The sequence below is a fragment of the Butyrivibrio sp. VCB2006 genome (genome assembly GCF_000420945.1).
Classification (GTDB): domain Bacteria; phylum Bacillota; class Clostridia; order Lachnospirales; family Lachnospiraceae; genus Butyrivibrio.
Genome location: NZ_ATVX01000011.1, coordinates 62,085 through 76,093, shown reverse-complemented (window position 1 = coordinate 76,093; position 14,009 = coordinate 62,085). Strand labels below are relative to the sequence as shown.

Annotated in this window: 11 protein-coding genes; all 11 read left to right on the top strand. The window is 41.6% G+C overall.

Features of this window, described 5'->3' with window-relative positions:
- Positions 1–109: 109 nt before the first annotated feature.
- On the top strand, positions 110–1,207 hold the full coding sequence (locus G613_RS0111655) for a radical SAM protein (protein WP_035774683.1): 1,098 nt from the start codon (positions 110–112) through the stop codon (positions 1,205–1,207).
- Positions 1,207–2,625 (top strand): WecB/TagA/CpsF family glycosyltransferase, encoded by a 1,419-nt coding sequence (locus G613_RS19875; RefSeq protein ID WP_242826143.1) that lies wholly within the window; start codon positions 1,207–1,209, stop codon positions 2,623–2,625. The genes G613_RS0111655 and G613_RS19875 overlap by 1 nt, the downstream gene beginning before the upstream one ends.
- Before the next feature lie 30 nt (positions 2,626–2,655).
- Complete coding sequence (locus tag G613_RS0111645; RefSeq protein ID WP_029232808.1) at positions 2,656–4,209, top strand: O-antigen ligase family protein; 1,554 nt, start codon at positions 2,656–2,658, stop codon at positions 4,207–4,209.
- Positions 4,210–4,308: 99 nt separating this feature from the next.
- The gene (locus G613_RS0111640; protein WP_029232807.1) at positions 4,309–5,742 is read left to right on the top strand and encodes a sugar transferase; all 1,434 of its coding nucleotides are present in this window, start codon (positions 4,309–4,311) and stop codon (positions 5,740–5,742) included.
- Between the two features lie 32 nt (positions 5,743–5,774).
- The gene (locus tag G613_RS0111635; protein WP_029232806.1) at positions 5,775–6,845 is read left to right on the top strand and encodes an NAD-dependent epimerase/dehydratase family protein; all 1,071 of its coding nucleotides are present in this window, start codon (positions 5,775–5,777) and stop codon (positions 6,843–6,845) included.
- A complete protein-coding gene (locus G613_RS0111630) occupies positions 6,838–7,977 on the top strand; it encodes an FAD-dependent oxidoreductase (protein WP_029232805.1) in 1,140 nt (379 codons plus the stop codon). Before G613_RS0111635 ends, G613_RS0111630 begins: the two co-directional genes overlap by 8 nt.
- 16 nt (positions 7,978–7,993) lie before the next feature.
- Positions 7,994–8,932 (top strand): glycosyltransferase, encoded by a 939-nt coding sequence (locus tag G613_RS0111625; RefSeq protein ID WP_029232804.1) that lies wholly within the window; start codon positions 7,994–7,996, stop codon positions 8,930–8,932.
- Between the two features lie 9 nt (positions 8,933–8,941).
- Positions 8,942–9,682 carry a glycosyltransferase gene (locus G613_RS0111620; protein WP_029232803.1) on the top strand — a complete coding sequence of 247 codons (741 nt, stop codon included), beginning with the start codon at positions 8,942–8,944 and terminating at the stop codon, positions 9,680–9,682.
- 47 nt (positions 9,683–9,729) lie between these two features.
- Positions 9,730–10,824, top strand: a complete 1,095-nt coding sequence (locus G613_RS0111615) for a DegT/DnrJ/EryC1/StrS family aminotransferase (protein ID WP_051151071.1) — start codon at positions 9,730–9,732, stop codon at positions 10,822–10,824.
- 55 nt (positions 10,825–10,879) lie between these two features.
- Positions 10,880–12,442, top strand: coding sequence for a DUF6056 family protein (locus G613_RS0111610; protein ID WP_029232801.1), 1,563 nt, complete (start codon positions 10,880–10,882; stop codon positions 12,440–12,442).
- 3 nt (positions 12,443–12,445) lie between these two features.
- Positions 12,446–14,005 (top strand): hypothetical protein, encoded by a 1,560-nt coding sequence (locus tag G613_RS0111605; protein ID WP_029232800.1) that lies wholly within the window; start codon positions 12,446–12,448, stop codon positions 14,003–14,005.
- Positions 14,006–14,009 lie beyond the last annotated feature (4 nt).

Genomic DNA, 14,009 nt, shown 5'->3' with positions numbered 1-14,009 from the left:
CCTTATATTGATGTTTGAGAACTTTGACCTTATGCTATATAATTACTCTGAGTGTGTATGCATGGAATGCACGCTCAGAGTAATTGTATTTATTATGGAGAGAATAGTAATGCCCAAGAAATTAAACGGAACCGTAATCGTAACTTACAGATGCAATGCCCGCTGCAATATGTGCAACAGATACAAGGCACCATCTGATCCTAAGGACGAGATTTCAATAGAAACAATCAAGAAGCTCCCTCCTATGTATTTCACCAACATCACAGGCGGTGAGCCATTTATCCGCGAGGATATCAAGGATATCGTTAGAGAGCTTCGCAAGAAGAGCGATAGAATCGTAATTTCTACCAATGGATTTTTTACAGATAAGATCATTGATCTGTGCAAGGAATTCCCTGATGTTGGTATCAGAATTTCCATTGAGGGCCTTGAGCAGACCAATAACGAGATAAGAGGGCTTCCGGATGGCTTTAACAGAGGCTATACAACTCTTAAGAAGCTCCGTGAGATGGGACTTAAGGATGTTGGCTTTGGAATGACTGTTCAGGATAGAAACGCTCCTGACCTGTGCGAGCTTTACAAACTTTCAGACGAGCTTGATATGGAGTTTGCAACAGCTTCACTTCACAACAGCTTTTATTTTGTTGAAGCCAAGAACATTATTCATGACAGACAGATGGTGGCTGAGCACTTTGAGGAGCTTATCAATATGCTTCTTAAGTCCAAGAGCCCCAAGAAGTGGTTCAGAGCATACTTTAACCACGGCCTCATCAATTATATTTATGGTCAAAAGAGACTTCTTCCCTGCGACATGAGTTTTGACACCTTCTTTATTGATCCTTACGGAGATGTTATGCCATGTAACGGAACCAAGGATAAAGAGGTTATGGGTAACCTCAATACTCAGAGCTGGGATGAACTGTGGAACTCCGACCAGGCAGAGAAAGTCAGAAACGTAGTTAGACACTGCGACAGAGACTGTTGGATGATTGGCTCTGTTTCACCTGCTATGCACAAGTACATTTGGGTTCCAGGATGGTGGGTAATCAGCCACAAATTCAAGGCTCTTTTCATGAAGAAGCCTTACTCAATGTATGAGAACAAGATTGTAAGAGACCTTCGCGATGGCAAGGTTACTAAAGAGGAGCTGGATAAGTGCAGTACCTGCGATATGTGTGCTGTAGCTAATGACGGACTTAAAAAGTAATGGTTGGCATGAGACGTTTTTCCAAGAAAAAATTATTTGCATTAGATGAGCTGGCTCTGGTGCTGGCTTTCTTTGCTGCGCTCATTGTAAGGTACACAAAGATGTTTCCTATGTGGCCTCAGTTTTACGATGGGCTATATGTTTCATTGCTGGTTTTTGTGGTGCTGGTTCAGGCTATTATCTTTATGGGTTATGACGCAAGACGAGCATCCATAATGATTCAGGATACGGCGCAGAATGTTTTTACGGTTATCAAGGGACGTTTCCTATTATTTATAGCTATCATTCTGTATCTCTATATAATCCAGCAGGGGACAAACTCATCCAGATTTGTGATTGCAGCTATAGTGGGCTTTGATGGGATTTTCTCTTTTGTTTTCAGAATGCTCTTAAAGCGCCATTACATTCGCAAGTTTGGCACAAATCCCGACATTGCTTTGGAACTTCGGGCACCTTTCCCTGATGAAAACGGGGTAAAAGAGCTGCTTTCAGGCGGGAAATACACAAGAGCTCTTGTTTTTGCAGAGGATGCAGATACTAAGGATACAAACCGCATATGCGAAATCCTTGAAAATGAAGGGATGCATCCATATGTAGCACTTAACAGCCTTGGTTATAGTGTTAAGAGCGGAATTGTAAGTGATATAAACGGACATGCTTCTATCCCTGTTGCAGTCAGAAGTCAGCATTGTGATCTGTTCGGTATTCACTACGCTGTTGCAAGGACAGAGGAAGCTGTGCTTCATGTGATAAGACATATTAAGGAACTTTCCGGTGAGTACATCTGTTTTTCCAATGTCCATACTTCAGTAATGGCAAGAGAAAGCCATGATTACAGAAGAGTGCTTAACGGATCAGCCTATACTTTCCCGGACGGAAATCCTATAGCTCAGTTCCAGCAGAAAATGGGTTATGACCTTGCGGAGAGAGTTGCAGGTCCCGATTTTATGGAGCATATGTTTAAGAATACCGCAGACGGACAGCTTTCTCATTTCTTTTACGGTGCATCCCAGGAGACTCTGGATGCTCTTAAAGAGAGCCTTAATCAGAACTATCCCGGACTTGTTATAAAGGGAATGTATTCACCGCCCTTTAGAGCCCTTACTCCTGAGGAGGACAAGGCGGATGTGGAAATGCTTAATGCTGCAGATGCTGATATCATCTGGATTGGTCTTGGTGCACCCAAGCAGGAAAAATGGATGCAGGCTCATAAGGGACAGGTTAAAGGCGTTATGATGGGAGTTGGCGCAGGCTTTGATTTCCATGCTGGAACAATTAAGAGAGCTCCCAAGTGGATTCAGAATATTGGCTTTGAATGGCTTTATAGACTTTTCCAGGATCCGGGGAGACTGGTTAAGAGATACGTTGTAACTAATGCCAAGTACATGTTCTACATGTTTCTTGAAAAGTTCCGCTAGGACTTAAGAAAAAAGTGTGGGGAAAACTGTATGAATTCTGATGTTATAAGCAAATTTAAAGATAATAGGCAGCAGATTGGAGAAGGCATCTACCTTCTCTATTTTGCTATTATGATAGGTGCAAGGGCAGCAGGGCTTTATGAGGGAATGACAATCTACAATATTTCCCTGGTGCTGGGACTTGGGCTCTTTGCTCTTAAGATGATAGTTACTGAGCACAGTTTAAAAGAGTATGCTATTGCCGCAGGGTTCTTGTTACTGGCTGTCATAGTGTACCTGCGAACCGGAGAAAAGGGTCTTTTGGTGTGCTTTTCAATGATGCTTGGCATGAAGAGCGTAAGTGTCATGAAGGTGGTAAGGACCGGTATTATTGTTGCTGGTTCAATAATTCTAATCAGGATCATCACCGGAGCTTTAGGCCTTGTTAACGGAATCTATTATCCCCAGGAAAGAGAAGGGGTTGGCCTGATGTTCAGAGAATCTCTTGGCTATGCTCATCCCAACACTCTTCATATGAATGTGCTGATGCTGACAATGCTCGTTATGTTCTATATCAGCAAGACTCTTAAGGGAGATAAGATAAGACTTCTTATTTACTCATGCCTGGCATTTTTGTTTAACTTTTATGTGTTCCAGTACTCAGGAAGCAGAACGGGACTTCTTGGAAGCATAGCTTTTCTTGTGGTTAATTACTGGTTTTCAATAATTGACAGACCAAGACTTTTTGAAAAGATAGTATGCTACATCTCATTCCCTTTGGCCTGCTTTATTGCGATTGTCCTTCCTTTCCTTATTCCGGAGAGTATTTTTGATACGGTTGACAAAACACTTTTTACTACCAGGTTTTCAATTGCCAAGTATTTTTGGGAGAACAATTCGTTTTCTCTTTTTGGCATAAGGCTTAATAATCCTAATCATTTATATAAGACCTATGGAATTGATATGGCTCAGTTATATCTTTTTCTACAGCTTGGTATAGTGGCCTTTGTTGTTGTAAGCGCTCTGACCATGTGGTTTATTCATAAGAGTCTTAAGGCAGGGCATATGCAGGAACTGGCAGTTCTCATGGGAATGCTGTTTATAGGCATTTGGGAGCCGCTTTTATATAATCTTGGCTTCAAGAATTTTGCATATATATTCATGGGATCAATGCTTTGGGGCAGTTTTCAGTTAGAGCTGACATCTGATCTGATTAAAAAGATCACAACTCCTGTCCTGGGGAAAGCAATCGCTTTTGGTGCTATAGCCGGGCTCTGTGCTATGATGCTGTTCTACCTGTTTACCGGTGAACCTACAGCTCTTTACGGAAACAGAGAAGCGGATGAAACAGGTAAGAGCCTTGAAATGGAAGCTTTGTATATGACAGAGGCGGAAATTTCAGAGGTAAAGGCTCAGGGAGATATTGTGATCGGATATGTGGATGACAAGACTCCCATGTATCGCTACGACAGTCAGATTGCCGGAATGGAATATGAGAAGAGAGCCTTTAGTGTGGCGGCTCTTGCTATGTGTATAGTAGCTGTTTCTACTGCATTTGTTCTTAATAAAAAAGGAAAAAACAATAATTTATTAACCACTAGATGATTCTAGTTGGCATATAAAAATATTATGTTACAATGTGTAGTTGTAAAATTATAGGAATGAGTAAATATACGTTTTGTTGATTTACGGGAATGAGGAAGTATGAGTAATAAGTACAGAACCCTGCAGACGTATGTACTGTGGGCGATTGATATGGCGTGCATTATTGTTACGTACATATTCTTTTCATGGCTAAGATTCAAGGACAATAACGACTGGGGTGATAAGACACTTCATTATATGGTATGTGTTTTATTCCTTTTGTTTTGTACCGGATACACCTTTTTGGCAGACTGGAACAGGGATTTCATAATAAGAGGCTACATTATTGAATTCCTTCATGTTGTAAGATTTGTAGCAATTATGATGCTGGCATCCATTGCAGTAGTCTATTTCCTTGACTGGGCAAGAATCCTTTCCAGATTTGTTATTTTGAATTTTATTTGGGCTGATATAGTCCTTACTTTGATAGTCAGGGTTATTTTCAAGAATATTTTCAGAAGCTACATCTCCAGTGATGCGAATGTGGAGAGAGTTGTAGTTGTTGCAGAAAGAGATCTGATGGAAGCTACCATCAAGAAACTCATGAAGAACAGCAAGGGCCTTGGCTACAAGGTTGTGAGAGCTTACTGCGTAGATGATGATTATGAGGCTTCTAAGGACAAAGAGCCATGGTACATTGACGGTGTTCATGTACATTATGGAATTCAGAACCTTACAGAGAGGCTTATCACAGATCCTTTTGATGAGGTGTTTATCAATACTCCTAATATTCCTCAGCGCAAGATGGAAGACCTTATTCTTGGCTTTGAGGAGATGGGTATTACAACTCACTATAACTTAGAGCTTCCAAGTGTGGGAAGTGCTGTTACAAATGTAGGAGATTTCCTTGATTATACAGTTATTTCCTATACTATGTTCCGCAGCAGCTATAAGAGACTCTTTATTAAGAGAATCGTTGATATTATCGGAGGACTGGTGGGGCTACTCCTTACAGGTATCATCACTCTTTTCCTTGCACCTGCTATTAAGCTTGATTCTCCGGGACCTGTATTTTTCTCACAGGTACGAATCGGTAAGAACGGTAGACGTTTCAAGATCTACAAATTCAGATCTATGTATATAGATGCTGAAGAGCGTAAAAAAGAGCTCGAGGCTCAGAACGAGATGAACGGTCTCATGTTCAAGATGGAGAACGATCCAAGAGTAACTAAGGTTGGTAAATTCATCAGAAAGACAAGTCTTGATGAGTTCCCTCAGTTCCTTAACGTTCTTAAGGGAGACATGAGCCTTGTTGGAACAAGACCACCGACAGAGAACGAGTTTTCTCAGTACAATGAGCACTACAGAAGACGTCTTTCAATGACTCCAGGTCTTACAGGACTTTGGCAGATCAGCGGAAGAAGCGACATCATGGACTTTGATGAGGTTGTTAAGCTTGATCTTCGCTACATCGACAACTGGAGTCTTACAGAGGACTTCAAGATCATCCTTAAGACCGTTGGCGTTGTTCTTTTTGGAAAGGGTGCCAAGTAATTTTTCTGCATAGTAGAGTATAGGGGGGACTTATGCTGACTAAGAATATTGATCTAAGCAATAAAAGAGTTATCGTCACAGGAGCAGCCGGTTTTATCGGCTCAAACCTGTGCATGGAGCTCATGAAGAGATACAAGGATATTCAGATCCTTGGTATCGATAATGTTAATGATTACTACGATGTAGGAATCAAAAACGACAGACTTTCCAAGATAGTAGGCAATTCCCAGTTCGAATTTGTTAAGGGAAATATCGCCGACAAGTCTGTTATAGAAAAAGCTTTTAACGAGTTTAAGCCTGAGGTTGTAGTTAACCTTGCAGCCCAGGCGGGAGTTCGTTATTCCATAGAAAATCCCGATGCCTACATTGAGGCAAATCTTATTGGTTTTTATAATATTCTTGAAGCCTGCAGACATTCCTATGATGCTGACAAGGCTGAGGGCGGATATAAGGGAGTTGAGCATCTTGTTTATGCATCAAGCTCCAGTGTTTACGGATCCAACAAGAAGATCCCATATAGCACTGAGGACAAGGTAGATAACCCTGTTTCCTTATATGCTGCAACCAAGAAATCTAATGAGCTTCTTGCTCATTCTTACAGTAAGCTCTACGGAATCCCCAGCACAGGTCTTCGTTTCTTTACAGTGTACGGACCGGCAGGAAGACCGGACATGGCTTACTTTGGTTTTACCAACAAGCTTGTTAAGGGTGAGACCATCAAGATCTTTAACTTTGGTAATTGTAAAAGAGATTTCACCTATGTTGACGACATCGTTGAGGGCGTTATCAATGTTATGGAGAAGGCCCCTGATGAGAATGAGAACGGTGTTAAATACAAGGTTTATAACATCGGTAATAACGACCCTGTAAACCTTCTTGACTTTGTGGATATTCTGCAGCAGGAGCTTATCAGTGCCGGCGTATTACCGCAGGACTACGATTTTGAGGCTCACAAGGAGCTTGTTCCTATGCAGCCCGGTGATGTTGAGGTTACCTATGCAGATGTAACTCCTCTTCAGGAGGACTTTGGCTTTAAACCAAACACTCCGCTACGAGAGGGGCTTAAGAGGTTTGCTAAGTGGTACAAGGAATACTATGGTTGAAAAGTTTGATAGAATAATAATTGGAGCAGGTCTCTACGGATTATACTCAGCGCTTTTTTGTGGAAAAAGAGGGCTGAGTGTTCTTGTACTTGAAAAAGAACCGGATTCGTTTTCCAGGGCCACCTATATAAATCAGGCGAGAGTCCATATGGGATATCACTACCCAAGGAGTCTTTCCACCGCAATGAAGTCTGCGGGATATTTTAAGAGATTTGTGGATGATTACAAATTCTGTATTCATGACAAATTTGAGCAGATTTATGCTACTTCTGAAAATTTTAGCTGGACCAATGCCCAGCAGTTTATAGATTTTTGCAAGGCTGCAGACATCAGGTGCGACGAGGTTCCTGCAGGCAGATGGTTCCAAAACAAGATGTGTGACGGAGCTTTTCTTACTGAGGAATATACCTATGATGCCCATGTCCTTAGGGATTTCTTTTTGGACGAAATCAGCAAATACTCTAATGTCAAGTTACAGTTCAATGCTGACATTGAGACAATAGACAGGGATGGAAGTGACTACGTTGTAAGGCTGTCAGGCGGAGAGCAGTATTCATCAGGTTTTGTTCTCAATGCAACCTATGCCTCCGTTAATCAGATTCTCAAAAAGGCATTTCCGGAGGAGAGTTTTGCAATTAAGTATGAGCTTTGCGAGATTATCCTGTGCGATGTTGACGATAATCTTAAAGATATCGGACTTACCGTTATGGATGGACCATTCTTTTCCATAATGCCCTTTGGTCTTACAGGCAAGCACTCACTGACATCGGTTACCTTTACACCTCATGTCACCAGTTATGATGAGCTTCCTACATTTAGCTGTCAGAAGCGCCTTGAGGAAGTTGGCGGATATAAGTGCGTTCCGGAATGCCTTGGAAACTGTAACAGATGTCCTGTTAAACCGGATTCTTCCTGGGATTATATGAGTCATCTGGCCAAGAAGTATATGAAGCCTGAATACGGCTTTTACTACAGAGAGTCACTGTTTTCAATGAAGCCTATTTTGAAGAGCTCGGAAATAGATGATTCAAGACCGACAGCTATCAAGGTTCACAGCAATGAGCCCACATTTATAAGTGTTTTGTCAGGTAAGATCAATACGGTCTATGACCTGGATGAATATCTAATTTGAGATTGAGGATATTAAGATGGAGAACAAATTCGTCTCAATGGTAGTTTACCTTCATAACGAAGAGGGAAATATAGTACCATTCCTGGATACTGCAGTGGATGCCATCAGTAATCTCTTTAAAAAGTACGAGATTATCTGCGTGGATGATGCCTGCAGCGACGGAACTGTAGAAAATATCAAGAAATATGCCTTTGACAAGAAGCTTGAGGGTATTGTTTCTGTGGTACATATGGGCTTTTATCAGGGAATTGAGCCTTCCATGAATGCAGGAAGAGATATTGCCATCGGTGACCTGGTGTATGAGTTTGACCATGTGTTTGTGGACTACGATAAGAGCCTTATCGAGGATGTCTACAACGAGATGGTTAAGGGCTATGACATTGTAGCTGCTTCAAACGCCAAGTTCCACAGATTCACTTCCAAGGTCTTCTATGGACTGTTCAATAAATACAGTAAGTCTTTTGCCAAGATTGGCCCTGAGACCTTTAGAATAGTTAGTAGGCGTGCCATTAACAGGATTAAGACTATCGGAAATCATATCCCCTACAGAAAGGCTGTTTATGCCAACTGTGGACTTAATATGACAACTATAGACTATGCGCCTATTGCAAGTTCCAAAGCTAATGATTCCAAGGCAAGCTTTTCGGAGAGAGGCGGCCTTGCCCTTGATACCTTTATTTATTTCACAAACATAATGGAGAGGGCATCAGCATTTCTGAGCGGTGGATTTCTTTTGGCAACAGTTGTATGTCTTGTGTATTCAATTGTTGACCACTTCATGGGATCAGATATTGCCTCAGGCTGGCCTTCACTTATGAGTTTTATGTCAATTGGATTCTTTGGAGTATTTGCACTTCTTACAATTGTGCTTAAGTATTTGTCTGTGCTTCTTAATCTGGTGTTCAGACAGCAGAGATACCTGGTTGCGGATATCGAGAAAATAGTTGGAAAGTGATGATTTTGTATGGATATTAATATTTTATTTCCTGTTCTTAATGAGCATCTTAGATTGGAAAAAGGAATTGATAAATGCGTAGCTTACATGAGGGAGAATGTTCACATCCCTTATAAGCTTACAATCGTTGATAACGGCTCTGACGACGATACACCTGAGATTGGTATGCGTCTTGCTGACAAATATGAAGAGGTTGAGTTTGTCCGCATCGAGGAAAGAGGTGTAGGTATCGCCTTTAAGACCGGGGTGTTTCGCTGCGAGGCCGACATTGTGGGATATATGGACATAGATCTTTCAACTGATCTTGAGTATCTTAGCAAGACAATTGAGATATTTGAGAAAAAGAAAAATGTTCAGTATGTTAACGGATCGAGATTCAGCAAGGATTCCAAGACCCATGGCCGCAAGTGGTATCGTAAAATTACTTCAGCAGGACTTGTTTTTATTCTTAAGGCAATGTTCCAGATGAAGGCCACAGATGCTCTTTGCGGATTCACATTCCTTAGAACTCCAGTTGCCAAGAAGCTTGTTAAGCAGTGCTCAGATGACAAGGGTTGGTTTTACACAGTTGAGCTCCTTCTCAGAGCAGAGAGAGCCGGTCTTAATATCATAGACATGCCGATTGAGTGGGTTGAGGACTACGACACAACAGTTAACGTGCCCAAGACCATCAAGAATTACATTATCAGAATTTATAAGCTCAAGAAGCTGTTCAGACAGGAAAAGAGATACGCTACAGTTACCAGATGATAGGTAATAACAGATTATGCATTTGTTAGATACGAGAGGTTATGAAAATGCTTAAGAGAATTGATCTTACAAGAGATTACAAGAAACACGAAGAAGAGTATTTGGCTGCCATTAAGGCCTGCTGTGAAGAAACAGCTTTTTCCGGCGGAAAATACGCAGATAAATTTGATAAAGAGTTCGCTGATTTTCTTGGTGTTAAGTACGTTCAGGGACTTAACAACGGAACTTCAGCTCTTCACTGCGCACTGGCAGCATTGGGAGTTGGCGAAGGAGACGAGGTAATCGTTCCTGCCAATACCTATATCGCATCTGCCTGGGGCGTTACCTACACAGGAGCAAAGCCTGTATTTGTTGACTGTACAGCAGATACTTGGGAAATTGATCCTGACAGGATTGAAGAGAAGATAACTGACAAGACCAAGGCTATCGTAGGTGTTCACCTTTATGGACAGCCTTTTGATTTCCCTAGGGTAAAAGAAATTGCTGATAAGCATAATCTCTTTATCGTTGAGGATTGTGCCCAGGCTCATGGCGCCAAGGTAGAAGGCAAGATGGTTGGAACCCTGGGAGATATCGGATGCTTTAGCTTCTATCCCGGCAAGAACCTCTATGCCTTTGGTGAGGGTGGCGCTGTCAGCACCAATAATGCTGAGTATGACCACTACATGAATGTTATGAAGAATCAGGGCTGTGAAGTCAGATATTATCACAAGATGATTGGTTACAACTATCGTCTTGAGGGTATTCAGGGAGCAGTTCTTTCTGTTTCTCTTAAATATCTTCCTGAGTGGACAAAGCGCAGACAGAAAATCGGCAGAAGATACATGGCCGAGATCACTAACCCTAAGTTTACACTTCAGGCACATCCTGATAATACAGAGCCTGTTTTCCACTTATTTGAAGTACAGGTTGAGGGTGACCCTGAGAAGTTCCTTGAGTATATGAAGGATAAGGGCATCGAGTGTAACCGCCATTATCCTGTACCATGCCATCTCCAGGAGGCTTATGCCGATCTTGGTTACAAGAAGGGCGATTGCCCTAATGCTGAGAAATTAGCTGAGCATTGTGCAACACTCCCTCTTTTTCCTGAGATGACAGATGAAGAAGTTAAGATGGTAATTGATGCAGTTAATGCATATTGAGTTACAGTAACGGACATAGATGAGTGGTTGATAGCTAACGTAAGGGGATTACTTGATGTTTAACTACAAAGTTCCTGGTTTTTCCGGAAAAATAAATACGAAAACCCTCAGCATTGTAATGACTGTGCTTTATGTCCTTACAATTATTCCGCTTCTTGTTTTGGGGCATTTTAACTGGCTGTCAGCCGATGATATGTCCATGGCCTACAAGGCGCATGAATACTACATAAATGGTGGTAATATCTTTGGACTTATAGGGTACGTAATAAAGGTTACTGCGGATGAGTACATGAACTGGGTTGGATATTTCTTTTCCGCAACCTTATCGAGCCTTTGCCCCGGTATTTTCGGTGAAAAGCTTTATTTCCTTGTGGTGTATGAAATCATAGGTATGCTTACCCTTGGTGTGTGCTACTTTTTTAATGCATTGTTTGTGCATGGCTTTAGAGGTGACAAGCATCTTGCAAATGTGGTGTCCATGGCCACATTGATGGTGATCATACAGAGTATGCCCTTTGGAATGCCAAGAGTTGAAGCTTTCTACTGGCATAGCGGTGCCATAAACTATATGTTTATGTTTGGACTTGGACTGTTATGGGTAGGGCTTCTCATCAGAGTGGTTTTTGACAAGAAAGAGGGCTCCGGAAAAGGAAAGCTACTTTGGGCCTGCATCCTTGGCTTTTTACTTGGGGGCGCCAATTATATGACAGCTCTGGAACTGGCTATTGTCTCTGTACTTGTTTTAGTAATTCTTGGGCTGAGAAAGAGCGGGTTTATCACTGTAGAAGGACTTTCCGAAGATGGAAATAAGAATCTGAAGCTTCTGTGGATTCCTGCAGTTCTTAACCTTATGGGATTTGTAATGTCCTGCCTTGCTCCCGGCAACAAGGTCAGAGCCTCAGAAGTTGAGGGCTTTGGTGCGGTTAAATCAATCCTAATAGCTTTTTATGATGTATTTGATATTTGTATAAATCAGTACCTTAGGTGGGAAGTAATCCTTGTGATGCTTCTTCTGATTCCGGTTTTCTGGAAGCTTTCTGAGAGTATTGAACATAGATTTGAGCATCCGTTTATATTTGCTCTTTTTGCTCTTGGAATGTCTGCCGCTGGTATTGTTCCTCCGCTTTTTGCTACAGGAAGCGTTGAGGCCGGAAGACTTTTGTCTATTTTCTGGGCAGAGTTTGTGGTTATGCTGGAGCTTTCAATCTTTTATTTGATTGCCTGGGTGAGACAGACTGTTTTGGGTAGACAGATGGGGCAGAATAGCGGCAGTGATATGGAGGCGCTTTCCGGCAATTCTGCATTATATATGTGTGTGCTCTTTCTTATTATCGCCTTTGGCGCAGCGCTTTGCATAAAGGCTGATCCTCATTACTTCTCGGCAACCAGTGCCTGCTACGATATTGCTTCAGGAAATGCGGGGACTTATAGACAAGAGAGCATGGAAAGACTCTCTGTGCTTACTGATGATTCAGTGTCGGATGCAGTTCTTGATGAATATACAGTTAAGCCTTCAATGCTGTTTTTTAGCGATGTTGAGGAAGATACAGATTTTTGGATCAATATAGTTGTGGCTAGATATTACCACAAGAATACGGTTCTTCTTAGGAAAAACTAACTTATGAATGTTAAGAATGTCTTATACAAGATAGTTGTGGCACTACTTGCTATCGCAGCAGGATCGGTATTTGTCACAAGTCTTTTGACAACAATATATTATGACATGCACGAGGATGTGGATTTTCCTCATTACGGAAAAGAAAATATCCCACTGCTTTTGCTACTTATGGCAGTTGTGTTTGTCTTTTTCTATGTCCTTCACAAAAAGGATGTATTTACCCGGAAAAGTAAGGGCCTTTTGATAGGAGCGCTTTTATTCTGCCTTGCCTATTGTCTTACGCTGATTTTTGCTATTAAGCCTATTCCGGTTACTGATTCCATGACTCTGGATAAGATATTTGCAGAGTTCTCAAGCGGAGACTACAGCAGCCTTACCCAGAAAGGAGGATATCTTTTTGTCTGGCCATTTCAGCTTGGATATGTTTTGTTTGGCGAGACAATGGATTCCATTTTCGGACATGCCAATTATATGGCCTGGGATATGCTTCTTTTACTGGTGATTCTTGCGGTGGTGTATCTGCTTTACAAGATTACCTGGGAAATATTTGAAGACAGGGCTGTTTGCGGAATTATGGCTCTTATGAGCTTTGGAATGCTGTTTTTTTACAACTATTCCACCTATGTTTATGGGGATGTGTACAGTCTTATGCCCCAGACAATAGCTCTTTATACTACGATTTTATTTGTAAAAAGAAAAAAGGCAGTATATGCGGTGATTACAGCGATTGGGATAGCCCTTGCAGTTGTTATCAAGACCAATAGTGAGATTACCCTGATTGCCATTGTGATGATATTGATATTAAGTGCCTGGAAAAATAAGGAGGGCGAGGGATATTATGCCTATGAGCTGGCCCACAGGCTGGCGGTGAGAGCTCTTTTGTCAGCCCTTATAATTGGCGCTGTAGTATTCGGAAAGTGGGCGGTAAATGCCTATTATTGCGACAGGATTGGAATCGAAGCTATTCCGAAGGGAAGTCCTTCCGTTTCCCATATAGCCATGGGCATCCAGGAGTTCGAACTGGAAAATGGCTGGTATAGTGGGTATAACTATCAGGTTTTTGAGGATAACGGCTATGATACTGAGCTGACTAAGGCTGCAGCCATGGAAGAAATCAGATCAAGGGTTGATACATTTATTCATCACCCGGGATATGCTTTTAAATTCTTTTTCCGTAAATTCCTGACCCAGTGGGCAGATCCGGTGTGCATTTCAACCCACAATCTGGACTTTGTCAGCAGACATGTTGAGAATCCGACGGATTTGATGTATTATATTGTTTTTGGTGATGGTAATATTATCATCAGTTGGATAATGAATGTCTTTATGAGCGTTTGTTATCTGTGTGTATTTGTTTATCTTGTGATCAGAATTAGTGAAAAGAGACTTTCTGACAAGGAAATGCTTCTTTTGATACTCATATTTGGAGGCATGTGCTTCCATGAATTCTGGGAAGGTTCATCAAGGTACATTATGAGATACTATGTGTACTGGATGCCTTTTGCGGCCTTTGGAATGAAATGTATTCTGGACAGGGCTGTACATTTTAGAGATAAAAAGTAAGATT